The organism is Ramlibacter pinisoli (genome assembly GCF_009758015.1).
Taxonomy (GTDB): Bacteria; Pseudomonadota; Gammaproteobacteria; order Burkholderiales; family Burkholderiaceae_C; genus Ramlibacter; species Ramlibacter pinisoli.
The window spans coordinates 1,260,360-1,281,873 of record NZ_WSEL01000003.1 but is presented as its reverse complement, the minus strand read 5'-3'; the positions used below and the strand labels follow the sequence as shown (position 1 = coordinate 1,281,873).

The following is a 21,514-nucleotide window of genomic DNA, read 5'->3' as shown; positions in this document are numbered from 1 at the left end:
GGTCTCTCGTGGCGCCGGCCTCAGTCGGCCGACAGGTTGTTCTCGGTGATGATGCGCGCGTAGCGCTTGCGATCGCTGGCGATGAGGGCATTGAACTCGGCCGCCGTGCCGAAGCGCGCCACCGCGCCCTGGGCCTGCAGCTGCTGCTGCACGTCGGGCATGGCCAGCACCTGCCTGACGTCCTGCGCCACCTTGTCGACCACCGCCTGCGGCGTGCCGGCGGGGGCCAGCAGGCCCAGCCAGGAGCCCGATTCGGCGCCCGTGACGCCGCTTTCCTCCAACGTCGGCACGTCGGGCAGGGCGGCCACGCGCTGCTTGCCGGCGATGGCCAGCGCCTTGAGCTTGCCGGCCTTGATGTGGCCCGACAGCTCGAGCACCGAGGCGAACATCAGCTGCACGTTGCCGGCGATGAGGTCGGTCATGGCGGCGCCGCCGCCCTTGTACGGCACGTGCAGGATCTTGGTGCCGGTGGCGATCTTGAAGGTCTCGCCCGACAGGTGCGGCGAGCCGCCGCTGCCGGAGCTGGCGTAGCTCACCTTGTCGGGCTGCGCCTTGGCCAGCGCCACAAGCTCGCGCGCATTCTTCGCCGGCAGCGAGGTGGTGGCGGCCAGCACGAACGGCAGTTCGGCGAACTGCGCGATCGGCGTGAAGGCGGTGTCGGGGTTGTAGCTGAGCTTCTTGTACAGCGTGGGGTTGATCGACTGGGTGCCGACGTTGCCGGTCATCAGCGTGTAGCCGTCGGGCTTGGCACGCGCGACGATGTCCAGGCCGACGTTGCCGCCGGCGCCGCCGCGGTTGTCGACCACGACCGACTGGCCCCACAGCTGCGAGAGCTTCTGCGCCACCACGCGGGTGCCGATGTCGGTGCCGCCGCCCGGGGCGAAGGGCACGACGATGGTGACCGGCTTGCTGGGCCAGGCCTGGGCGGACGCGGCGCCGGAGGCGAGCGCCAGGGCGGCCATGGCGCAGGCGCGCAGGGCGGCGCGGCGCGCCGGGGAGGTGGTTGGCATCGGTGTCTCCTCAGGCGGGATGGGGGATGGCGACCGGCACCTGGCCGGTGGCGAAGAAGGCGTCGAGGTTGGACAGCGTGAGCTCGCCCATCGCGCGCCGGGTCTCGTTCGTGGCGCTCGCCACGTGCGGCAGCAGCACCACGTTGTCGAGCGTGAACAGCGCCGGCGGCACGTTGGGTTCGTCGTCGAACACGTCCAGGCCGGCGCCGGCGATGGTGCGCTCCTGCAGCGCCTTCACGAGCGCCCGTTCGTCGACGACGGAGCCGCGCGCCACGTTCACCAGGAAGCCCTGGGGGCCGAGCGCGCGCAGCACCTGCGCATCGACCAGGTGGCGGGTGCCGGCGCCCCCGGCGGCGATGATCACCAGGAAATCGCACCAGGCGGCCAGCCCGGCGAGGGTGGGCTCGTAGGCGTAGCCCGAGCCCTCGACGGGGCGCCGGTTGTGGTAGCGGATCTCCATGTCGAAGCCGGCGGCGCGGCGCGCGATCACGCGGCCGATGCGGCCCAGGCCGACGATGCCCAGCCGCTTGCCGCTCACGCGGGTGGTGAGCGGGAAATTGCCCTTGAGCCAGTCGCCGCGGCGCACGAAGCGGTCGCTGGCGCTGGTGCCGCGCGCCACGTCCATCAGCAGCGCGAACGCGGTGTCGGCCACGCAGTCGTTCAGCACGTCGGGCGTGTAGCCCACCGGGATGCCGCGCGCGCGCACCTTGTCGATGTCGATGGCGTCGTAGCCGACACCGAAGCTGGAGATCACGCGCAGGTTGGGCAGCGCGTCCAGCAGCGCGGCCTTCGCGCCGGCCTTGCCCGACGTGGCCATGCCCTCGATGCGCGCGCCCTGCTCGCGCAGGAACGCCTGCGGATCGGCCTGCTTGTGCAGCGGCAGCACCTCGTAGCGGGCGGCGAGCTGCTCTTCGAGCCAGGGGGACAGGGGGCCGTTCTGGAGGATGACGTGTTTCATTCGGGTTGGATTCCTGCGTCTCGGGCCACCTTGGCCCACTTGACCATCTCCTTCTCGAGGAAGGCGCTGACCTGCTCGGGCGTGCCGTGGCCCGGCTCGATGCCGGCGTCCTGCAGCTTCTGCTTGACGTCCGGCAGCGCGAGGATGCGCGTGACCTCGGCATTGAGCCGGGCGACCACCGCCTTGGGCGTGCCCGCGGGCGCGAGCAGGGCGCCCCAGGTGCTGGTGTCGTAGCCGGGCAGGCCGGACTCGGCGATGGTCGGCACGGCCGGCAGCACCGAGCTGCGCTGCAGTGTGGTGACGCCCAGCGGGCGCACGGTGCCGGCCTTGATCTGGACGTTGATCGCGGCGACGGTGTCGAACATCAGCGAGGTGCGCCCGCTGATCAGGTCGGGATGGGCGACGGTGCTGCCCTTGTAGGGGATGTGCACCATGTCCAGGCCGGCCATGCTCTTGAACAGCTCGCCGCTCATGTGGGGCGCGCCGCCGGGTCCGCTGGAGGCGAACGACAGCTTGCCGGGGTTGGCCTTGCCGTAGGCGATGAGTTCCTTCACGGACCTGGCGGGCACGGTGTTCGACACCACCAGCACCAGCGGCACGATGTGGGTGTGCGCCACGGGTTCGAAGCTCTTGAGCGTGTCGTAGGGGAGCTTCTTCACCATGCTGGGGTTGATCGCATGGCTGCTGGCCACCAGCGCGAGCACGTGGCCGTCGGGCGCGGCCTTGGCGACGAACTCGGTGCCGATGATGCCGGTGGCGCCGGCCTTGTTGTCCACCGTGACCGGTTGGCCCCAGGCCTCGGTCATCTTCTGGCCGATCAGGCGGGCCAGCAGGTCGATGGCGCCGCCGGGCGAGGCCGGCACCACGATGGTCATGGGTTTGCTCGGGAAGGCCGGGGCCTGCGCGAGCGCGCCACCGGCCAGGGCCAGTGCGAGGGAGGCGGCGGCGACCTGCCGCAGTGCGTGGCGTCGGTTCTGCATGCGGTGGCGGTCTCAGTAGATGGCCGGCTCGCCGATGGCGGGACCGAAGCCGGTTTCGAGGTAGTCGAAGTCGCAGCCCTCGTGGGCCTGGAGGATGTGCTGGCTGAACATGTAGCCGTAGCCGCGCTCGAAGCGCCTGGGCGGCGGCGTCCAGGCGGCCTTGCGCCGGGCCAGTTCGGCGTCGCTCACGTCCATGTGGATGGTGCGCGCCGGCACGTCGACCGTGACGATGTCGCCGGTGCGCACCAGCGCCAGCGGGCCGCCGACGTACGACTCGGGCGAGACGTGCAGCACGCAGGCGCCGTAGCTGGTGCCGCTCATGCGCGCGTCGCTGATGCGCAGCATGTCGCGCACGCCCTGCTTCACCAGCTTGGTGGGGATGGGCACCATGCCCCACTCGGGCATGCCGGGGCCGCCCTGCGGGCCGGCGTTGCGCAGGATGAGGACATGGTCCGGGGTGACATCCAGGTCGGGGTCGTCGATGGCCGCCTTCAGCGCGGGGTAGTCGTCGAACACCAGCGCCGGCCCGCTGTGCTGGAGCAGGTGGGGAGCGACGGCGCTGGGCTTGATGACGCAGCCGTCCGGCGCGAGGTTGCCGCGCAGCACCGCCAGCGCGCCTTCCTGGTAGATCGGGTTGGACAGCGGGCGGATGACGTCGGCGTTGTAGACCTCGGCGCCTTCCAGGGTCTGGCCCAGGGTCTGGCCGCTGACGGTCATGGTGTCCAGGTGCAGCAGGCCGCCGTCGGCCAGCGTCTTCATCAGCCCGCGCATGCCGCCGGCGTAGTAGAAGTCCTCCATCAGGTAGGTGTCGCCGCTGGGGCGGATGTTGGCGATGACCGGCACCTTGCGCGAGAAGGCGTCGAAGTCGTCCAGCGACACCGCGCAGTCGCCGCCGGCGCGGCGCGACATGGCCACGAGGTGGATGATGGCGTTGGTGGAGCAGCCTTCGGCCATCGCCACCGTGATGGCGTTCTCGAAGTTCCTGCGCGTGAGCACCCTGGACGGCGTCAGGTCGTCCCAGACCATCTCGACGATGCGGCGGCCGCACTGGGTGGCCATGCGCTGGTGGTTGGCGTCGACCGCCGGGATGCTGCTGGCGCCGGGCAGGGTGAGGCCCAGCGCCTCGGTGATGCCCATCATCGTGGCTGCCGTGCCCATGGTCATGCAGGTGCCGGCGCTGCGCGCGATGCTGCCTTCGATCTCCATCCACTGGGTCTCGGTGATCTTGCCGGCGCGCCGTTCGTCCCAGTACTTCCAGCTGTCGGAGCCGGAGCCCAGCACGTTGCCCTTCCAGTTGCCGCGCAGCATCGGGCCCGCCGGCAGGTAGATGCACGGAATGCCCATGCTCAGGGCGCCCATCAGCAGGCCGGGCGTGGTCTTGTCGCAGCCCCCCATCAGCACGGCGCCATCCATCGGATGGCTGCGCAGCAGTTCCTCGGCCTCGATGGCCAGCAGGTTGCGGTACAGCATGGTGGTCGGCTTGACGAAGCTCTCCGACAGCGAGATGGCGGGCAGTTCGATGGGAAAGCCGCCGGCCTGCAGCACGCCGCGCTTGACCTCCTCGACGCGCTGCTTGAAGTGCGAGTGGCAGGTGCTGATGTCGCTCCAGGTGTTGAGGATGGCGATCACCGGTTTGCCCTGCCAGTCGGCATGGTCGTAGCCGATCTGCAGGGCGCGCGAGCGATGGCCGAACGAGCGCAGGTCGTCGGGCGCGAACCAGCGCGCGGAACGGAGTTGGTCGTAGGTCTTGCGGGTCATGGGGTCGGTGCGGAGACGACGGGAAGGAACGGGAGGAGACGAGGCGAGACGGGGCAGGACTTCAGCTGCCGTCATGCCGGGCTCGACCCGGCATCCGGCTCCGGAGCGCGGATCGGGCACGACCAGACGCGGGAGATGGATCGCGGGTCGAGCCCGCCATGACGAGGGAAAGGCTCATGGGACGGCTTAGAGGCGCATGGCGTTCGTGGGTCCCGGCCTGCGCCGGGGCGGCGGGCAGCCGCAGGAGGGCGCGGCGCAGCCGCATCACTCCTCCTTGATTCCCGCCGTCTTGATCACCTTCACCCAGCGGTCGTGCTCCTCGTGCACGAACTTCGTGTACGCCTGCGAGCCCTGGGGCGGCACCACGAAGCCCTGCGACTCCATGCGCTGCCTGATCTGGGGCGACTGCATCACGGCGACCAGGGCGGCTTCGAGCTTGTCGGCGATGGGCTTGGGCGTGCCCTTGGCAACCGACATGCCCGACCACGAGAGGGCGGTGAAGTTGGGGTAGCCCGACTCGCCGATGGTGGGCACGTCCGGGTACAGCGGGTTGCGCTCGGCACTGCTGACGGCCAGCGGGCGCAGCTTGCCGGCCTTGATGTGCTGCAGCGCGACGTCCTGGTTGATGAACATCAGCGGGATGGTGCCGCCGAGGATGTCGGTCATCATGGGACCGCCGCCGCGGTAGGGGATGCCCACCATGAAGATCTTCGCGGTCTGCTTGAGCAGTTCCATCGCCATGTGGCCGGAGGCGGCCGGCGTGTAGCCGTAGCTCAGCTTGCCGGGGTTGGCCTTGGCGTAGTCGATCAGGTCCTTGAAGGTCTTGAACGGCGTCGACGGATGCACCACCAGCACGTTGGGGCCGGAGTGCACCTGGGTCAGGTGGATGAAGTCCTTGTCGGTGTCGTACGGCACCTTGGCGTTGATGCCATGCGCCACCGCGTTCTGGCCCACGCCGGTCTGGATGAGGGTGTAGCCGTCGGCCGGCATCTTCAGCGCGCGGTCCATGCCGATCACGCCACCGGCGCCGCCGATGTTCTCCACCAGCACCGGCTGCCCGAGCCGCTTGCCCAGTTCGTCGGCCACCATGCGGCCCATCACGTCGCTGGTGCCGCCGGCCGGGAACGCCACGATCATCTTGATCGGCTTGTTCGGGTAGTCGGCCTGCGCATGGGCCGCCAGCGGAAGGACACAGGCCAGGGCGGCGGCTGCGGCGTGCCGCAGCCAGTGACGCCTGGAAGAAGAGCTGGACATCGGTGTCTCCTTTGCTAACATACTAGTATCCTAGCAGCGTCGCCCGTCGCTGCCATCAGGGTTTCAACGGAAAGTGTCCCAACCGGCAGCACGCATCGCATGGCCCGAACCCGACCGCACATTCCCGACCTGGCCGCAGCGCCCGCGCCTGCGCCCGACTCGGCCGAGCTGCCCGCGCGCGGCGCGATGGGGCGCGAGGCCTACACGGCCATCCGCCAGGCGGTGCTCGATTGCACCTTCCTGCCGGGCATGGCGCTGTCGGAGCAGGCCGTGTCGCAGCAACTGCAGGTGAGCCGGGCACCGGTGCGCGAGGCGTTCCGCCGCCTGGTGCACGAGGGGCTGCTGGAGGTGGTGCCGCAGCGCGGCACCTTCGTCGCCCGTCTCGACCGCGCCCGCATCGCCGACGCCATCTTCGTGCGCGAGGCGATCGAATGCAAAGCCGCGGAGCTGGCCGCGGCGGCGCCGCTGGCGCAGCGCAAGCAGCTCATCGAGATCGTGCAGCGCCAGGCGCGTGCCTCGGCCCGCAAGGACTACGGCACCCACCTGGCCACCGACGAGGAGTTCCACCGCGCCATCCTGGCGATCGCGGGCCATCCCCATGCATGGGCGCCGCTGCGGCTGGCGCGCACCGGCATGAACCGCATCCGCCACCTGGCCATCCCCTCGGTGGGCAGCAACCGCATCGCGATCGACCACCACCGCGAGATCGTCGACGCCATCGTGGCCGGCAAGGGCAAGCGCGCGGCCGACCTGATGCGGGCCCACATCCAGTCGCCGCTGACGTACGTGGACGCGATCTACGCCGAGCATCCGGAGTACTTCGACGAGTGAGCGCAGGCCGCGGGGCAGCGGCCGGCGGCGCGGGATGGTGGACGCGCTCCCTGGTGTCTCAGCGGGTGGGGATCGGCTATGGTGCGCCGTCGGTGCCGCCCTCCCGCCGCGCGGCCGGCCTGCCCTCTCAGGACTTCCAGATGCTGGGACCAACCCCGTGACCCGCAACGCCAACAGCACCGGCGAGGGAACCGGCGCGCTCGAGAAGGCGCTCGACGTGCTTGACGCGGTGGGCAGCGCGCCCGGCGGGCTCAGCCAGGGCGAGATCACCGAGCGGCTGGCGCTGCCACGCACCACCACCTACCGGCTGCTGGCCACCCTGGTCGCGCGCGGCCTGCTGCGGCGCGACCCGCTGCGCAAGGTGTACTGCCTGGGCCTGCGCTGCCTGGAGCTGGCGCGCCAGGCCCATGCGTCGCCCGACCTGGTGGCCGCTGCCGCCGGCGAGCTGCGCGGCCTGCGCGACCTGACCGGCGAGACGGTCGACGTCGCGACACTCGATGGGCTGGACGTGGTGTCCCTCGGGCACTGCGACAGCGCCCACGGCGACCACTCGGCGGCGCTGGGCCCGCGCAAGCCCCTGTACTGCACCAGCCAGGGCAAGGCCATCCTGGCGGCCCTGCCCGCCGAGGCTCGCGACGCGCTGGTCAGGGACCTGGCGCTCAAGCCGCTGACGCCGCACACCCTCACCCATCGCCACCGCCTGCAGGCCGAGCTGCGGATCACGGCCGCGCGCGGCTGGTCGATCGACGAGGAGGAAAGCGTTGCCGGCGTGCGCTGCGTCGGCGCGGCGGTCGTCGATGCGCAGGGCGCGGTGCGCGGCGCCCTCAGCGTCGCCGGGCCCGCCTGGCGCCTCACGCGCGAACGCGCCGAGCTGCTCGGGCCCGAGGTGGCCCAGTCGGCGCGGCGCACCGGCGCCCGGCTGCGGGCCGGCGCACCAGTGGTCGGCGACCCGGCGGTGCAGGCGATGGAGGGCCCGTGGGCGTTCCATGGCGCCTTCCCGCGCTGGTGCCCGGACTCGCGGCGGCTCTACTGGTGCGACACGCTGGCACCGGCGCTGCGCGTCTTCGACGGCGGCCATGACCACGAGCTGGCGCGCGTGGAAGCGCCCATCACCGGCCTGGTGGTGCACGGCGACGAGTTGCTGCTGGCGCACGAGGCCGGCGTGCTGCGCGTCACGCCCGACGGCGAGTCGGCCCCGCTCACCACCTGGCCGCCCGGCCGCCTGCTGGCGGTGTGCGGCGGCAACGGTGGCGGGCTGTGGGCGGCGTTCGCGGCGGGGGCGAACGGCTGCGTGGTCGGCCAGGTGCAGCCCGGCGGGGCGTTCAGCGCGCAGTGGCACCTGGACGAGCCGGTGCAGGCCCTGGCCTGCCACCCCGGCGCGGACGAGCTCGTTGCCACCGTGCCGGCCAGCGGCAGCCTGCTGCGCCTGCTGCCCGGGTCGGCTCGGGTGCGCCGGCAGGCCGTCTTGCCCGCGGGGTCGGGCCGCGTGAGCGGGCTCGCCGTCGACGCCGAGGGCGGTGCGTGGACGGCGCTGCGCGAGGGCTGGAGCGTGGTGCGCCTCGCGCCCGATGGCGAGCTCGACCGCATCGTCGGGCTGCCGGTGCCGCATCCCACCGACGTCGCGGTCGTGGGCGCGGGCCTGTTCGTCACCACTGCCCGCCAGCCGGTGGCGCTGGACGTGCTGGCGACCGCGCCCTCGTCGGGCCGGCTGCTGGCGGTGTCGCTGCAGGGCTAGGGTCGGCGCGCCGCCGGCGCGGCGGCCAACGCCACCAGCTGGCCACGACGGCCAGGCCGAACAGCGTGTAGCCGGCCGTGAAGACCCAGGGTGGTCCGTCCCAGAACAGCAGGGCCTGCAGCCAGTGCTCCAGGACGCGGCTGTCGTCGACGGGCGCACCGGCCCGCGACCGCAGCCACGCCTCCAGCGTGGTGAGCGGGCACACCAGCCCCAGCCAGGCCTCGGCGACCACCACGGCGATGGTGGCCAGGTGGGCGAGCCGGAACGCGGGTGCATTCACCCACGGCCAGTGGCGCCGGTTGCCGAGCACGACCAGGACCAGGCCGGCGACGACGAACAGCACCACGGCGAGGTGCGCGACCAGCACCGCGTCCGCCAGCAGCTGGTAGGGCCAGGCGAAGGGCATGGCGATCGCCCCGCGAGGGTGGTGTCGGTGCGACGGCGGCGCGACCGGCCGGCCGCGGCCTCAGGCCGCCAGCGCCGGCGCCGCGCGGCGGCCGGTGGCCGTGTGCGCGATCGCGATGACGAAGGGCAGCAGCAGCTCGGGCACCAGGTAGCCGAGCCACACGGCGGCCGGCTCCGGCAGGCCGACCTGGCTGATCGAGAGCAGCCGGCCCAGGCCAGCGCACAGCACGCCCAGCGCCAGCAGGTACACCAGCGTGCCCTGTTGCCGGATGGTGGCGGCGGCCCAGGCACTGATGACGCCGGTGGAGAAATAGACGCCGGCCATGAAGCGGTGCACGTTGTCCAGCCGCGGCGTGGTGTCCGGTTGCCCGAGCACCATCTGCACCGTGCCGCCGACCAGCGCGATGGCGGCGACGAGGAACAGGCAGACCTGGACCACCCGCTGGCTGGCGGGCATCGGCGAGGGCGTGGGCATGGCGTTCTCCTGTGGGGCCGGGAAAGGTCAGCCGGGCAGGTCGGGCTCGACCAGGGTGGCCAGCTGCAGCAGCGATTCCTGCCAGCCGAGGTAGCACATCTCGACCGGGATCATGGCCGGGATGCCTTCCTGTACCACGTCCAGGTCGGTGCCGCAGGACACGGTCTTGAGCGTGACGGTGGTCGTCATCTCGCCCGGCATGTTGGGGTCGTCGAAGGTGTCGGTGTACTGGATGCGCTGCCCCGGCACCAGGTCGAGGTAGCGGCCGCCGAAGGCGTGGCCGTTGCCGCTCTTGAAGTGGCTGAACTTCATCCGGAAGCTGCCGCCCACCTTGGGGTCCATGTGCTCGACGGTGCAGGTGTAGCCGTAGGGCGGCAGCCACTTGGCCATGGCCGCGGGGTCGAGGAAGGCCTTGTAGACGCGCTCGGCGGGTGCGCGCAGGACGCGGTGGAGTCGGACGGTTCCGGTGGGCATGGGGGCGCCTTTCGTGGTGGGTGGGAGGGAACTGCTGGCATTCCCATGACGAGCGAGGATGCTCCGATTCGACGGCTTGGGATCAGGGTAAACCCGATCAGTTGCCGGCCATCCAGGCCGCCACCCGGTTCACGACCTCCGCTTCCATGCCGTTGAAGCCGTGGTACGCGAAGGCCTCGCAGGGGTCCCCGCGCGAGCTGCCGCCGCTGATCGACAGCAGCTGCTTGCGCGGTGCATGGACCAGCTTGTCCACCAGCGTGGCCGCCAGCGGATAGGGGCAGAGCGAACAGCCGTCCTGTTCGTGGTGCACCACCAGCACCGGGATGCGGATGCGCTCCAGCGGCATGGCCGGGACGGCGCGGCCGCGCGGGTCGGTGAGGATGGTCGAGGTGAACACGAGGCCGTCGGGGCCCTCGGGGCCGCTCACCTCGGTGGCCAGGTAGCCGGCCGATTGCGTGCCGCGGCTGGTGCCCACCAGCCACACGGGCACCTTCGCGGTCTCGCGCGTCCACGCGATCACGGCCTTCAGGTCGGCGGCGTGCTCGGGCGTCTGGCGGAAACCCGCGAGGTAGGGCGGCGACTGCCGGTCGGACGGCGCATCGGCGACCACCACGAACAGGCCCTGCGCGGCGAAGTGCTGGCGCGAGCGGACCAGGAAGTTGCCGTCGCCCCGGTTCATCGACCCGTTCGGGAAGATCTGCAGCCCGCCCTGGCCGCCCGGGAGCAGGATGACCGCGGCCTTGGTCGGCGCTGCGGGCGCGAGCACCAGCAGCCGCTGGGTGACGCCGGGCCGCGTCGGGATGTCCACCACCCGGGCCGGGTCCTGCGCCAGGGCGGCGCTGCACACGAGAAAGAGGAGGGCGGCAAGGCAGTGCTGGAGGCGTCGCATGCCCGGCATGCTGGCACGATGCATGCAAGAAGGGAACTGTCCTGAGCCGGACCGTACAGGGTCGCCCCTGATCCCCGGCCGGGGCCCCGCGGCTAGCATGCCGTCCATGCTGCACCTGGCCGCCAACGAGAACCCGCTCGGCATGCCGCACGGCGCGCAGACGGCGGCGCAGCAGGCGCTGGCGGACGCGGGCCGCTATCCCGACGGCAGCGGCGTGCAGCTCAAGGCCGCCCTGTCCGCCCGGCTCGGCGTGGCACCCGAGGGCATCGTGCTGGGCAGCGGCTCGTGCGAGATCCTCACCATGGCCGCCCAGGCCCTGGTGCGGCCGGGCGAAGGCATCGTCTCCTCGCAGTACGGCTTCCTCGTCTACGGGCAGGCCGCCCGCCTGGCCCACGCCGTGCACACGGTGGTGCCGGCGCGCGACTTCGGCCACGACCTGGCCGCCATGGCGCAGGCCATCGACGCCGGCACGCGGCTGGTGTTCATCGCCAACCCGAACAATCCCACCGGCACCTTCCTGGCCGGCGACGAACTGCAGGCGTTCCTGCGTGCGGTGCCGGCGCAGGTGACGGTGCTGCTCGACGAGGCCTACACCGAGTACCTCACGCCGGCGCAGCGCTACGACGCCGTCGGCTGGGTGCGGCAGCTGCCCAACCTGGTGGTCGCCCGCACCTTCTCCAAGGCCTATGGGCTGGCCGGGCTGCGGGTGGGCTACGGCATCGCGCAGCCGGCCCTGGCCGCCCGCTTCGAGCCGGTGCGCCCGCGCTTCAACCTCACCGGGCCGGCACTGGCGGCCGCGGCCGCCGCCCTGGCCGACGACGCCTTCCAGGCGCGCAGCCATGCCCTCAACCTCGCGGGGCGCGAGCAACTGGGGCAGGGCCTGCAGGCGCTGGGGCTGCGCTGCCTGCCCTCGGCCGGCAACTTCGTGATGGTGGAGGCGGGCGATGCCGCCGGCCTGCACCGCGCGCTGCTGGCGCAAGGCATCGCGGTGGCCACGCTCGACGCCTATGGCCTGCCGCGCTGGCTGCGCATCACGGTCGGCCTGCCGGAACAGAACACGCGGGTGCTCGACGCGGTGCGTGCGTTCCAGTCCAGCGCCGCCGCCGCAACCACCTGAGACCGTCCACGACCGCGACAAGGAGAGACCGCCCATGCACCGCCGCCACTTCACCACGCTGGCCGCCGCCACGCTCGCAGTGCCGTTCGCCCGCGCGCAGGAGCGCACCGTGCGCATCCTGGTGGGCTTCCCGCCCGGCGGCTCGGCCGACGTCATCGCGCGCCTCCTGGCCGACCGGATGCGTGCGTCGCTGGGGCAGAACGTCATCGTCGACAACAAGCCCGGGGCAGCCGGCCGCATCGCGCTGGGCGAGGCGAAGAAGGCCGCGCCCGACGGCCAGACCCTGGTGCTGTCGCCCAGCGGCGCACTCGTCATCCAGCCGTGGCTGTACCAGAACCTCGGCTACGACCCGGTCAGGGACTTCACGCCGGTCGCGCGGGTGTGCACGTTCGATTTCGCCGTGACGGTGGGGCCGGCCGCGCCGGCCGGCGACCTGAAGGCGGTGCTGGCCTGGATGAAGGCCAACCCCGGCAAGGCGAACTACGGCACCTCGGGCGCCGGCACCGTGCCGCACTTCGCCGGCCTGCTGATCTCGCAGGCCTCGGGCGTGCCGCTGCTGCACGTGGCCTACCGCGGCGGCGCGCCGGCCGCGCAGGACCTGATCGGCGGCCAGGTGCCGATGATGGTGGACACCGCCTCGGAAACCATCGAGCACCACAAGGCCGGCAAGGTGCGCATCCTGGCCGTGACCGGCGAGCAGCGCAACAAGGCGCTGCCCGACGTGCCGACCCTGCGCGAATCGGGCATTCCGGTGACGGCCGACGCCTTCTTCGGCCTGTACGGTCCGCCCGGCCTGGCGCCCGACGCGCTGGCGCGGCTGGAGAAGGCGGTGGCCGATGCGCTGCGCCTGCCGGACGTGCAGGAGAGGATCGTCGGCTTCGGGCTGGTGCCCAGCTACGCACCGGGCGCGGAGCTGGCGGCAATGCAGGCTGCCCACCTGAAGAAGTGGGAAGCGCCGATCAAGGCATCGGGATTCAAGCCGGAGTAGCGCGCATGAATCGCTCGGGACCGACCGACGGCCGCCCGCCCTCGGAACTGATCGACCAGCGCATCGCCGAACTCGGCGACTGGCGCGGCGACACCCTGGGCCGCATGCGCGCGCTCATCCACGAAGCCGCCCCCGACGTGGTGGAGGAGTGGAAGTGGGGCATCCCGGTCTGGTCGCACGACGGCATCCTGTGCACCGGCGAGACCTACAAGGCCAAGGTGAAACTGACCTTCGCCAAGGGCGCGGCGCTGGACGACCCGACCGGCCTGTTCAACGCCAGCCTCGATGGCAACACCCGGCGCGCGCTCGACATCGGCGAGGGCCAGGACGTCGACGCCGACGCGTTTCGCTCCCTGGTGCGGGCGGCGGTGGCGCTCAATGCCATCGGCACGAAGGCAAGAACCAGGCGGTCGAAATGACGCTTCGCAAGTCGGCCGGCGGCTGCACGTTTTTTAGGCAATGCGTTGCGAAGGCGCATGGAGCCTTGCGCGCCGGCCTGGTGGCCGGTCGGGGGGCAGGGGTGTTATCCACAGAATCTGTGGAGTTGTTGCAGCGCCGCGCAAGCCGTCGCCATGGCGCGCCCTCCTGTGTTCTGGGGATTGACAGGTCTCCGGCCGAGGCATGGAATGCAATCTCAGCAGGTAGGAGATGTTCCCATGTCGCAGCAGGAATCGACCGACGGCAGAAGTGAGCTGGCACTCAGACTCGCGTCCGCGACGTCGCGATGGCGCGACCTGCGGGACCTGCGGGCCGGCATGCGCACCCGCATCGAGTTCGCATCGGCCATGCGCAGCGCGGGCCCCAGCCTTTCCCGCGCTTTCGCCCTGTTCCGCACGCCCCTGGGCTGGTGGCATCCGGCCCGTCCCAGCGCCCCCCAGGCCGCGCGCCTCGCGGCCCATGCGCCCGCCGACCTGCACGCGCGGCCGCCTGCACCACTCGCGGCGGCCACGCCGGCCCCGGGCTGCGGCCGTTCCGGCCACGGCTCCGCCAGCGTGATGGTGTTCCTGGTGCGCGACCGCGACTCCAGCATCCACGACGCCTAGGGCCGCTCCAGCGGCCGGGCGAAACTCAGCTCGTGGCCGTCGGGATCGGTCAGGTGGAAGTAGCGCTCGCCCCAGCTGGCGTCGCGCGGCGGCGCCTGCGGCTGCAGGCCTGCGGCCAGGGCCTGCCGGTACTGCGCGTCGACATCGGCCACGTAGAAGATCACCCGGCCCCACCACGCCCAGTCGCGCTCGCTGCCCTCGGTGGTGACATTGAGGCAGGCATTGCCGGCGCTGAAGCTGGTGAACGCGGCGGAGGCGCCGCCGTAGCGCAGCACGAAGCCCAGGGCCTCGTAGAACCGCACCGAGCGCGCCATGTCGTGCGTGGCCAGCGTCACGGCGCTGATCGCCGTGATCGTGGCCGGGCGCTCGTCGCGCCCGTTCGCGGCCGCAGTCACACGGTGGGCAGGATGTTGCGGTTGACGCCGAAGACGTTCTTCGGGTCGTACTTGTTCTTCAGCGCCACCAGCCGCTCGTAGTTCTCGCCGTAGGCATCGCGCACCCGGTTGCCGGCTTCCTCCTGGGTCAGGAAGTTGACGTACACGCTGCCGGTGGAGAAGGGCACCGCCGCCTGCCACAGGCCGCGTGCCCAGCCGATGCAGGCGTCGTCCTTGGCCGCGTCCGACCAGCGGCCGTGCACGTTCATCACGTACTGGCCGTCACGGTGGTTGTAGGCCATGGCGTTGCGCGGCACGCGGCTCACGGCGCCGCCGAGCTGGGCGCAGGCGATCTCGGTCTGGCCGTCGGGAATGCGGCGCGCATGCTCGACCAGCACGTCGATCAGCCCGTCGGACAGGGTGGCGAAGTCGTGCGACTTCCAGTAGTTGCGCGCACCGGGCGTCAGCAGCGGATCGAGGACGGTCTGCCAGGCGGTGTACGGCATCGGCCCCACGATGTCGGCGATCGGGTGGCCGAACTCGCGCAGCGGCTTGGCCAGGCGTTCGCCTTCGGCGATGTCGCCGTGGTAGCAGATGGCCAGCGCCAGGATCTCCTTGCCGTGCCACTCGGGCGGCAGGAACGGCAGCGGCGGCGCCTGCCGCAGCACGAACCAGCAGACGAACTGGTCGGGCACCTTGGTGACGAACTCGCGCTTGAAACGCAGCACCTCGCTGGCAGCGTCGAGCGGGTGGATGACCAGGCCGGCCAGGACCGTGGGGCCGACCGGGTGCAGCTGGAACTCGAACGAGGTGACCACGCCGAAGTTGCCGCCACCGCCGCGCAGGCCCCAGAACAGGTCGGTGTTCTCGCTCTCGCTGGCGGTGACCAGGTCACCGGCGGCCGTGACGACATCGGCCGACAGCAGGTTGTCGACCGTCAGGCCCAGCGCGCGGCTCAGCCAGCCGAAGCCGCCGCCCAGCGTGAGCCCGGCGACGCCGGTGGTCGAGTTGATGCCCAGTGGCGTGGCCAGCCCGAACGCCTGCGCCTCGCGGTCGAAGTCGCCCAGGGTGGCGCCGGGCTCGACCCGCGCGATGCGCCGGGCCGGATCGATGCGCACCGACTTCATCAGCGACAGGTCGATCTGCAGGCCGCCTTCGCCGACCGCATCGCCGGCGATGTTGTGGCCGCCGCCGCGCACCGCGATGGCCAGGTCGCTGTCGCGCGCGAACTGGATGGCGTGCCGCACGTCGGCGGCGCCGGCACACCGCACCACGATGGCCGGGTGGCGGTCGATCATGCCGTTCCAGATGGTGCGGGCCTGCTCGTAGTCCTCGGAGCCGGGCAGGGCGACACGGCCACGCACGGCCTGCCGCAAGGCGGTGAGGGCGTCCTCGCTGATCGTGACGCGCGCCTGCTCGCCCGACCTGGTGGTGACCTTGGCCATGACCGCTCTCCTGAGTTGGAAGGAAGCTCAGGCTAGGCTGGCCCTCTGGGGTTGTCCAACCCTGTTGCTTCTTGCAATGCGGCTCGCTTGCCCGGCCGTGCCCGCATCGGGGCGACGCTGCAGCCGGGCTGTCGCCCGCGGGGCTAGGGGCCGCGCCGGGTCCGGTCCTCGTCGAAGGCGGCGGCGACGAAGTCGACGACAGCCTTCACCCGCACCGACGACCGGTGCTGCTGCGAGTACACCGCGTAAATGTCTGCATCCGGGCTGCCGTGGTCGGGCAGCACCTGCACCAGCCGGCCACTGGCGAGGTAGCGCTGCACGTCCCATTCGGCGCGCAGCAGGATGCCGTGGCCCTCGAGTGCCCAGCTCACCGCGATGCCGCCGTCGTTGGTCGTCAGGTTGCCGCGGATCTTCACGGTCTGGGCCTGTTCCGCCGCGCGCCCACCGCGCAGCGAGGTGAAGCGCCACTGGCCGTAGGCCTCGTCGCCCTGGCGGATGCCGATGCAGTTGTGCCGGGCGAGATCACGCGGCGTCGCCGGTGCGCCGTGGCGCTTCAGGTAGGCAGGCGACGCGACCAGCACCCGGCGGTTGGGCGCGATGAAGCGCGCGATGCCGCGCGAGTCGGGCGGGTGGCCGAAGCGGAAGCAGACGTCGTAGGCGTCGTCGGTCAGCGCTGGCGGGTTCACCGACAGCTGCAGCTGCACCTCCACCTTGGGGTGCTTGCGCACGAACTGCGACAGCAGCGGCGCGATGTGGCTGCGGCCGAAGCCGAGCGTGGCGTTCACCCGCACCGTTCCCTGCGGCTCCTGCGTCAGGCCGAGCAGCTGCTGCTCCATCGTCTCGATCTCGCCCAGGATGCGGCGCGCGTTCTCCAGGTAGATCTCGCCCTCGGGCGTCAGGCCCATGCGGCGCGTGGTGCGGGTCACGAGCGCGGTGCCCAGGCGCGCTTCGATCTGGCTGAGCCGCTTGCTCACGGCCGGTGTGGTGAGCCCGAGCTCCCGGGCCGCCGCCGTGAGGCTGCCGGAGTGCACGAGCATGGAGAAGAACCCCAGGTCGGCGGGGTGGACGGTCCTGGCCATGTCCGGATTGTCCGGCCGGATTGTTGAATCCAGGGAAACGTCGGCTTGCCCTGGGCGCCGTTTCTTGAATGCGTGGCTTCCTACAGTTGGCCCCACGCATCGACCCGAAGGAGACACGCCTTGACCCACCGCTTCCTCCCGCTCGCCCTCGCCGCCGCCGCCCTGTGCGCCGGCCCGGGCGGCGCCTCCGCCCAGGCCTGGCCCGCCAGGCCCGTCACCATCGTGGTGCCGTTCCCGGCCGGCGGCACGACCGACGTGCTGGCGCGCGCCATCTCCACCAAGCTCGCGGCCGCCATTGGCCAGCCGGTGCTCGTCGACAACAAGCCGGGCGCCGGCGCCACCCTGGGCGCGGCCCTGGTCGCCAAGGCGAACGACGGCGGCCACACGCTGCTGATGGGGGCCGTGCACCACACGGTGGCGACCAGCGTCTACAAGAACCTGAGCTACAGCTTCGAGAAGGACTTCCAGCCCATCACCACCGTCGCGATGGTGCCCAACGTGCTGGTGGTCAGCGCCAAGGCGCCGTACGCGAGCGTGAAGGACCTGGTGGCCGCTGCCAGGGCGAAGGCCGACGGCCTGTCCTACGGCTCCAACGGCAACGGAACGGCCCAGCACATGATCGGCACGCAGTTCCAGGTCGAGACCGCCGCCCGGCTGCTCCATGTCCCGTACAAGGGCAGCGCGCCGCTGACCACCGACCTGCTCGGCGGCCAGGTGAACATGTCCTTCGACACGGTGACGCCGGTGCTGCCCTTCATCAAGGAGGGCAAGCTCAAGGCCCTGGCCGTGACGACGGCCGAGCGCTCGGCGGCGCTGCCCAACGTTCCCACGCTGCAGGAGGCCGGCGTTCCCAACGTGGCCATCGGCACCTGGTTCGGCCTGCTCGCGCCGAACTCGGCCCCGAAGCCGGTGGTGGCCCGGCTCCACGCCGAGGTGCTGAAGATCATCCAGTCGCCCGAGTTCCGCAAGCAGATGGCGGACATCGGCGCCGAGCCGGTGGGCAACAAGCCCGAGGAGATGGGCCGCCAGATCCGCGAGGAAACCGAGAAGTTCGCCGCGCTGGTCAAGGCCGGCAAGGTCACCCTGGAGTAACCGACATGCAGCAAGCAGCAAACCTTGACCGCGGCGCCGCCGCCGCGGACCTCACCCGCCTGATGGCCAAATTCACCTCCTACATCGGCAAGCGCCTGCCGACCGACGTCACGCAGAAGCTCGGTGAGCTGCGCGAGAAGGAGGTCAACTTCCTGGCCAAGGAGGTGTACGAATCGATGCGGCAGAACCAGGAAGCGGCCGACAAGCTCGACCGCCCGAGCTGCCAGGACACCGGCGTCATCCAGTACTTCCTGACCGCCGGCTCCAGGTTCCCCCTGCTGGGCGAGCTCGAGGAGATCCTGGTCGGCGCAACCGAGGGGGCGACCAAGGACGGCCCGTTGCGGCACAACGCGGTCGAGACCTTCGTGGAGAAGAACACCGGCACCAACACCGGCTCGAAGATCCCCTGGCTGGACTGGGAGATCGTGCCCAACGAGGACAGCGTGACCATCGAGGTCTACATGGCCGGCGGCGGCTGCACCCTGCCGGGCGCGGCCAAGGTGCTGATGCCGGGCCAGGGCTACGAGGGCGTGGCGGAGTTCGTGTTCGACGTGATCACCTCGCGCGGGGTCAACGCCTGCCCGCCGCTGCTGGTGGGCGTGGGCGTCTCGACGTCGGCCGAGACCGCCGCGCGGCTGTCGAAGAAGGCCATCCTGCGGCCGGTGACGTCGCGCCATCCCAACCAGAACGCGGCGCTCATGGAGGAGCTGCTGGCCGACGGCCTGAACGAACTGGGCCTGGGCCCGCAGGGGCTGACCGGCAACGCCAGCGTGATGGGCGTGAACATCGAATCGTCGGCGCGCCATCCGTCCACCATCGGCGTGGCCGTGTCCACCGGCTGCTGGGCGCATCGCCGCGGCCGCATCAAGATCAACGCGGACCTGACCTGGGAGGTCCTGTCCCACACCGGATTCAAGCTGTGAAGAAGACGCTCACCACCCCCATCAGGGACGAGGACCTGGAATCGCTGAACGTCGGCGACGTGGTCTACCTCACCGGCACGCTGGTGACCTGCCGCGACGTGGCGCACCGCCGCCTGATCGAACTGGGGCGCGAGCTGCCGGTCGACCTGCAGGGCGGCGCCATCTTCCATGCCGGGCCCATCGTGCGGCAGAAGGACGACGGCGAGTACGAGATGGTCTCGATCGGGCCGACCACCAGCATGCGCATGGAGAAGTTCGAGAAGGAATTCATCCGGCGCACCGGCGTGAAGCTGATCGTCGGCAAGGGCGGCATGGGCCCGGAGACGCAGGAAGGCTGCGTCGAGAACAAGGCGGTGCACGCCATCTTCCCGGGCGGCTGCGCCGTGCTGGCCGCCACCAAGGTCGAGAAGATCGAGGCCGCGGAGTGGACGGACCTGGGCATGCCCGAGACCCTGTGGGTCAACCGGGTGAGGGACTTCGGCCCGCTGATCATCTCCATCGACACCAAGGGCAAGAACCTGATCGAGGAGAACAAGGCGGTCTTCAACGAGAAGAAGAAGCCGATCCTGGAGCGCATCAACCAGCAGGTGCGCTTCATCAAGTAAGGGGCGCAGGCACGGGGCGAACCGGCGGCCGGCTGGTTTTCCCCGGGTTCAAGGTTGGCACGCCCGGTGCTAAGGTGGCAGGACATGCGACTGCTGCTGCTCGAAGACGACGCCATCCTGGGCGACGGCCTGGCCGAGTTCCTGCGCGGCGAAGGCCACGTGGTCGACTGGTTCCAGCGCCTGCGCGACCTGCCGGTCCTGGCCGGCGAGCCGTACGACGTGCTGCTGGTCGACTGGCAGCTGCCCGACGGCTCGGGCCTGGACTGGGTGCGCGGCCTGCGCGCGCGGGGTTTCGCGCTGCCGGTGCTGATGCTCACCGCCCGCGACCTGCTGTCCGACCGCATCCGCGGGCTGGATGGCGGTGCCGACGACTACCTGGTCAAGCCATTTGCACCCGAGGAACTGGCGGCCCGCCTGCGCGTCACGCAGCGGCGCAGCGCCGGCGCCGCCTCGGCCCGGGTGCGGGTTGGGGATGCCGACGTCGACCTGGCCGCGCGCAGCGTGTCGCGCCGTGGCCGCGAGGTGGCGGTCACGCCGCGCGAGTGGCAGGTGCTGGAGGCGCTGGTCGCGCGGCCCGGCCGGGTGGTCACCCGGGGCGACCTCGAGGCCCTGATGCTGGGCTTCGACGGCGAGGTGTCCAGCAACTCGGTCGAGGTGCATGTCTCGCACCTGCGCCGCAAGCTGGGCGCCGACGCGATCGAGACGGTGCGCGGCGTCGGCTACCGGGTGGGTCCGTGAGGCCGTCCAACTCCATCGGCCACCGGCTGTCGCGGGTCGTGCTGCTGGTGTCGCTGGCGTGGTCGCTGGCGGTCTTTGGAGTGGTCTGGGGGGTGGTGCGCTGGCAGATCGACAGCGTGCTGGACGACGCGCTGCAGGAGTCGGCCGAGATCCTGTACGGGCTGCTGCGCGCCAACGAGGACCGGTTCGCCAACGGCACCGGCGGCTCGCTGCAGGCGCCTCCGCACGACGAGCGCCTGGTCTGGCAGCTGGTCGACGCCCAGGGGCGCGTGGCCTGGCGCTCGCATCGCGCCCCGCCGCAGGCGCTGGCGCCGGCCGGCAGCGGCCACTGGACCGACCCGGGGCCGCTGTGGCATGTCTACCGCATCCCGTTCGGCAAGGCGGGCCCGATCGTGATGGTCGCCCAGCCGCAGGAGGCGCGGCGACAGATCAAGTTCGAGGCCGGCCTGGTGACGGCGGCCAGCGCGCTGCTGGTCGGCCTGGCGTGCGCCATCCTGCTGCGCCGGCGCGTGCGCGCCGAGCTGCAGCCCCTGGTGCAGCTGTCGCGCGACGTCGCCGCCTACCAGCCGCTGGCCGATGCGGGCGCGCTGCCGGCGGCCAGCCGCCAGGAGCTGGTGCCCCTGCGCAATGCGATCGTCGGCCTGGGCGAGCGGCTCGCACGGATGGTGGCCAGCGAGCGCGCCTTCAGTGCGCATGCGGCCCATGCGCTGCGCACGCCGCTGGCCGGCCTCGGTGCGCAGCTCGCGCTGGCCCAGCGCGACAGCGAACCGGCGGCCGCGGCCCGCATCGGCCGCGCGCGCGAGGCCGCCGACCGCCTGGCCCGGGTGGTGAGCGCGCTGCTCACCCTGTTCCGCAGCGGCACCGAGCCCGCCTTGCAGCCGATCGACCTGGGCGCCCTGCTGCACGACCTGCCGGTGGCCGGCCTGGCGGTCGAGGTGCGGGGCGTGTGCGTGGCGCGGGCCGACCCGGACCTGCTCGCCGCCGCGCTGCTCAACCTGCTGGACAACTCGGTGCGCCACGGCGCGACCGCCGTGACCGCCACGCTGTTCCGCGACCGCGGCCGGGCGCTGCTGCGCCTGGTGGACGACGGCCCCGGTGTCGACGAGGCGACGCGCGGGCGGCTGGAGACGGCGCTCCGCAGCCAGGACTTCTCCCAGGGCCTGGGCCTGGGGCTGATGCTGGCCAGCCGGGTGGTGGCCGCCCATGGCGGCAGCCTGGTGCTGCTGCCGCCGGCCGGGCCGGGCTTCGGCATCGAACTGTCGTTGCCGGCCGCCTGAGCCGGGCCCGCACCGGCCGGGGCCGGCGGCCGGAATGGTCTTCAGGAGTTCTTCAGACTGCCGG

At 71.7% G+C, this 21,514-nt stretch carries 23 protein-coding genes; 11 read left to right on the top strand and 12 right to left on the bottom strand.

Going from position 1 to position 21,514, the window contains the following annotated elements:
- Positions 1-20 precede the first annotated feature (20 nt).
- From GON04_RS07385 to GON04_RS07365, 5 genes are all read right to left on the bottom strand, one after another.
- Positions 21-1,010 carry a Bug family tripartite tricarboxylate transporter substrate binding protein gene (locus tag GON04_RS07385; RefSeq protein ID WP_157397282.1) on the bottom strand — a complete coding sequence of 330 codons (990 nt, stop codon included), beginning with the start codon at positions 1,008-1,010 and terminating at the stop codon, positions 21-23.
- Positions 1,011-1,020: 10 nt separating this feature from the next.
- Entirely contained in the window at positions 1,021-1,968 is a 948-nt protein-coding gene (locus tag GON04_RS07380; protein ID WP_157397281.1) for a 2-hydroxyacid dehydrogenase, read from the bottom strand.
- The gene (locus tag GON04_RS07375; protein WP_157397280.1) at positions 1,965-2,948 is read right to left on the bottom strand and encodes a tripartite tricarboxylate transporter substrate binding protein; all 984 of its coding nucleotides are present in this window, start codon (positions 2,946-2,948) and stop codon (positions 1,965-1,967) included. The genes GON04_RS07380 and GON04_RS07375 overlap by 4 nt, the downstream gene beginning before the upstream one ends.
- Before the next feature lie 12 nt (positions 2,949-2,960).
- On the bottom strand, positions 2,961-4,706 hold the full coding sequence (gene araD / locus GON04_RS07370) for an L-arabinonate dehydratase (RefSeq protein WP_157397279.1): 1,746 nt from the start codon (positions 4,704-4,706) through the stop codon (positions 2,961-2,963).
- Between the two features lie 264 nt (positions 4,707-4,970).
- Positions 4,971-5,960 (bottom strand): Bug family tripartite tricarboxylate transporter substrate binding protein, encoded by a 990-nt coding sequence (locus GON04_RS07365; RefSeq protein WP_157397278.1) that lies wholly within the window; start codon positions 5,958-5,960, stop codon positions 4,971-4,973.
- Between the two features lie 99 nt (positions 5,961-6,059).
- Here GON04_RS07365 and GON04_RS07360 point away from each other — a divergent pair, with 99 nt between their 5' ends.
- Together GON04_RS07360 and GON04_RS07355 are read left to right on the top strand one after the other, a co-directional pair.
- Positions 6,060-6,791 carry a GntR family transcriptional regulator gene (locus tag GON04_RS07360; protein WP_157397277.1) on the top strand — a complete coding sequence of 244 codons (732 nt, stop codon included), beginning with the start codon at positions 6,060-6,062 and terminating at the stop codon, positions 6,789-6,791.
- 157 nt (positions 6,792-6,948) lie between these two features.
- On the top strand, positions 6,949-8,526 hold the full coding sequence (locus tag GON04_RS07355) for an IclR family transcriptional regulator domain-containing protein (protein ID WP_338050914.1): 1,578 nt from the start codon (positions 6,949-6,951) through the stop codon (positions 8,524-8,526).
- Here GON04_RS07355 and GON04_RS07350 read toward each other — a convergent pair.
- The 4 genes from GON04_RS07350 to GON04_RS07335 all read right to left on the bottom strand — a co-directional run bounded on the left by GON04_RS07350 (position 8,438) and on the right by GON04_RS07335 (position 10,769).
- Positions 8,438-8,932, bottom strand: a complete 495-nt coding sequence (locus GON04_RS07350; protein ID WP_157397275.1) for a DUF2784 domain-containing protein — start codon at positions 8,930-8,932, stop codon at positions 8,438-8,440. The two genes, GON04_RS07355 and GON04_RS07350, sit on opposite strands and share 89 nt — an antisense overlap.
- 60 nt (positions 8,933-8,992) lie before the next feature.
- A complete protein-coding gene (locus GON04_RS07345) occupies positions 8,993-9,406 on the bottom strand; it encodes a DUF4345 family protein (protein ID WP_157397274.1) in 414 nt (137 codons plus the stop codon).
- A 27-nt stretch (positions 9,407-9,433) separates the two neighbouring features.
- The gene (locus GON04_RS07340) at positions 9,434-9,880 is read right to left on the bottom strand and encodes an SRPBCC family protein (RefSeq protein ID WP_157397273.1); all 447 of its coding nucleotides are present in this window, start codon (positions 9,878-9,880) and stop codon (positions 9,434-9,436) included.
- A gap of 97 nt (positions 9,881-9,977) precedes the next feature.
- A complete protein-coding gene (locus GON04_RS07335; protein ID WP_157397272.1) occupies positions 9,978-10,769 on the bottom strand; it encodes an alpha/beta hydrolase in 792 nt (263 codons plus the stop codon).
- Positions 10,770-10,875: 106 nt separating this feature from the next.
- Here GON04_RS07335 and hisC point away from each other — a divergent pair, with 106 nt between their 5' ends.
- The 4 genes from hisC to GON04_RS07315 all read left to right on the top strand — a co-directional run bounded on the left by hisC (position 10,876) and on the right by GON04_RS07315 (position 13,917).
- Positions 10,876-11,886: a histidinol-phosphate transaminase gene (gene hisC, locus GON04_RS07330; protein ID WP_157397271.1), complete on the top strand. Its 1,011-nt coding sequence runs from the start codon at positions 10,876-10,878 to the stop codon at positions 11,884-11,886.
- Between the two features lie 34 nt (positions 11,887-11,920).
- The gene (locus GON04_RS07325) at positions 11,921-12,874 is read left to right on the top strand and encodes a Bug family tripartite tricarboxylate transporter substrate binding protein (RefSeq protein WP_157397270.1); all 954 of its coding nucleotides are present in this window, start codon (positions 11,921-11,923) and stop codon (positions 12,872-12,874) included.
- A gap of 5 nt (positions 12,875-12,879) precedes the next feature.
- Positions 12,880-13,293, top strand: coding sequence for a DUF1801 domain-containing protein (locus tag GON04_RS07320; protein WP_157397269.1), 414 nt, complete (start codon positions 12,880-12,882; stop codon positions 13,291-13,293).
- 237 nt (positions 13,294-13,530) lie between these two features.
- Positions 13,531-13,917, top strand: a complete 387-nt coding sequence (locus tag GON04_RS07315) for a hypothetical protein (RefSeq protein ID WP_157397268.1) — start codon at positions 13,531-13,533, stop codon at positions 13,915-13,917.
- Here GON04_RS07315 and GON04_RS07310 read toward each other — a convergent pair.
- The 3 genes from GON04_RS07310 to GON04_RS07300 all read right to left on the bottom strand — a co-directional run bounded on the left by GON04_RS07310 (position 13,914) and on the right by GON04_RS07300 (position 16,815).
- Complete coding sequence (locus tag GON04_RS07310) at positions 13,914-14,312, bottom strand: VOC family protein (RefSeq protein WP_338050913.1); 399 nt, start codon at positions 14,310-14,312, stop codon at positions 13,914-13,916. The two genes, GON04_RS07315 and GON04_RS07310, sit on opposite strands and share 4 nt — an antisense overlap.
- A complete protein-coding gene (locus GON04_RS07305) occupies positions 14,309-15,736 on the bottom strand; it encodes an FAD-binding oxidoreductase (protein WP_157397267.1) in 1,428 nt (475 codons plus the stop codon). The genes GON04_RS07310 and GON04_RS07305 overlap by 4 nt, the downstream gene beginning before the upstream one ends.
- A 143-nt stretch (positions 15,737-15,879) precedes the next feature.
- A complete protein-coding gene (locus tag GON04_RS07300; RefSeq protein WP_157397266.1) occupies positions 15,880-16,815 on the bottom strand; it encodes a LysR family transcriptional regulator in 936 nt (311 codons plus the stop codon).
- Positions 16,816-16,935: 120 nt separating this feature from the next.
- On the opposite strand from GON04_RS07300, the gene GON04_RS07295 reads away from it, so the two are divergent.
- The 5 genes from GON04_RS07295 (at position 16,936) to GON04_RS27160 (ending at position 21,450) form a co-directional block, all read left to right on the top strand.
- Entirely contained in the window at positions 16,936-17,907 is a 972-nt protein-coding gene (locus GON04_RS07295; protein WP_157397265.1) for a tripartite tricarboxylate transporter substrate binding protein, read from the top strand.
- 5 nt (positions 17,908-17,912) lie between these two features.
- Complete coding sequence (gene ttdA, locus GON04_RS07290) at positions 17,913-18,830, top strand: L(+)-tartrate dehydratase subunit alpha (RefSeq protein ID WP_157397264.1); 918 nt, start codon at positions 17,913-17,915, stop codon at positions 18,828-18,830.
- Positions 18,827-19,435 carry a L(+)-tartrate dehydratase subunit beta gene (ttdB, locus tag GON04_RS07285; protein ID WP_181653931.1) on the top strand — a complete coding sequence of 203 codons (609 nt, stop codon included), beginning with the start codon at positions 18,827-18,829 and terminating at the stop codon, positions 19,433-19,435. The genes ttdA and ttdB overlap by 4 nt, the downstream gene beginning before the upstream one ends.
- Positions 19,436-19,519: 84 nt before the next feature.
- Positions 19,520-20,173, top strand: a complete 654-nt coding sequence (locus GON04_RS07280; protein ID WP_157397263.1) for a response regulator transcription factor — start codon at positions 19,520-19,522, stop codon at positions 20,171-20,173.
- Entirely contained in the window at positions 20,170-21,450 is a 1,281-nt protein-coding gene (locus GON04_RS27160) for an ATP-binding protein (RefSeq protein ID WP_157397262.1), read from the top strand. Before GON04_RS07280 ends, GON04_RS27160 begins: the two co-directional genes overlap by 4 nt.
- Positions 21,451-21,514: the final 64 nt, after the last annotated feature.

Excerpts from the sequence above, each read along its gene's own strand:
- GON04_RS07385 (WP_157397282.1), bottom strand. The coding sequence starts at position 1,010 with ATGCCAACCACCTCCCCGGCGCGCCGCGCCGCCCTGCGCGCCTGCGCC.
- GON04_RS07380 (WP_157397281.1), bottom strand. The coding sequence starts at position 1,968 with ATGAAACACGTCATCCTCCAGAACGGCCCCCTGTCCCCCTGGCTCGAA.
- GON04_RS07375 (WP_157397280.1), bottom strand. The coding sequence starts at position 2,948 with ATGCAGAACCGACGCCACGCACTGCGGCAGGTCGCCGCCGCCTCCCTC.
- araD (WP_157397279.1), bottom strand. The coding sequence starts at position 4,706 with ATGACCCGCAAGACCTACGACCAACTCCGTTCCGCGCGCTGGTTCGCG.
- GON04_RS07365 (WP_157397278.1), bottom strand. The coding sequence starts at position 5,960 with ATGTCCAGCTCTTCTTCCAGGCGTCACTGGCTGCGGCACGCCGCAGCC.
- GON04_RS07360 (WP_157397277.1), top strand. The coding sequence starts at position 6,060 with ATGGCCCGAACCCGACCGCACATTCCCGACCTGGCCGCAGCGCCCGCG.
- GON04_RS07350 (WP_157397275.1), bottom strand. The coding sequence starts at position 8,932 with ATGCCCTTCGCCTGGCCCTACCAGCTGCTGGCGGACGCGGTGCTGGTC.
- GON04_RS07345 (WP_157397274.1), bottom strand. The coding sequence starts at position 9,406 with ATGCCCACGCCCTCGCCGATGCCCGCCAGCCAGCGGGTGGTCCAGGTC.
- GON04_RS07340 (WP_157397273.1), bottom strand. The coding sequence starts at position 9,880 with ATGCCCACCGGAACCGTCCGACTCCACCGCGTCCTGCGCGCACCCGCC.
- GON04_RS07335 (WP_157397272.1), bottom strand. The coding sequence starts at position 10,769 with ATGCGACGCCTCCAGCACTGCCTTGCCGCCCTCCTCTTTCTCGTGTGC.
- hisC (WP_157397271.1), top strand. The coding sequence starts at position 10,876 with ATGCTGCACCTGGCCGCCAACGAGAACCCGCTCGGCATGCCGCACGGC.
- GON04_RS07325 (WP_157397270.1), top strand. The coding sequence starts at position 11,921 with ATGCACCGCCGCCACTTCACCACGCTGGCCGCCGCCACGCTCGCAGTG.
- GON04_RS07320 (WP_157397269.1), top strand. The coding sequence starts at position 12,880 with ATGAATCGCTCGGGACCGACCGACGGCCGCCCGCCCTCGGAACTGATC.
- GON04_RS07315 (WP_157397268.1), top strand. The coding sequence starts at position 13,531 with ATGTCGCAGCAGGAATCGACCGACGGCAGAAGTGAGCTGGCACTCAGA.
- GON04_RS07305 (WP_157397267.1), bottom strand. The coding sequence starts at position 15,736 with ATGGCCAAGGTCACCACCAGGTCGGGCGAGCAGGCGCGCGTCACGATC.
- GON04_RS07300 (WP_157397266.1), bottom strand. The coding sequence starts at position 16,815 with ATGGCCAGGACCGTCCACCCCGCCGACCTGGGGTTCTTCTCCATGCTC.
- ttdA (WP_157397264.1), top strand. The coding sequence starts at position 17,913 with ATGCAGCAAGCAGCAAACCTTGACCGCGGCGCCGCCGCCGCGGACCTC.
- GON04_RS07280 (WP_157397263.1), top strand. The coding sequence starts at position 19,520 with ATGCGACTGCTGCTGCTCGAAGACGACGCCATCCTGGGCGACGGCCTG.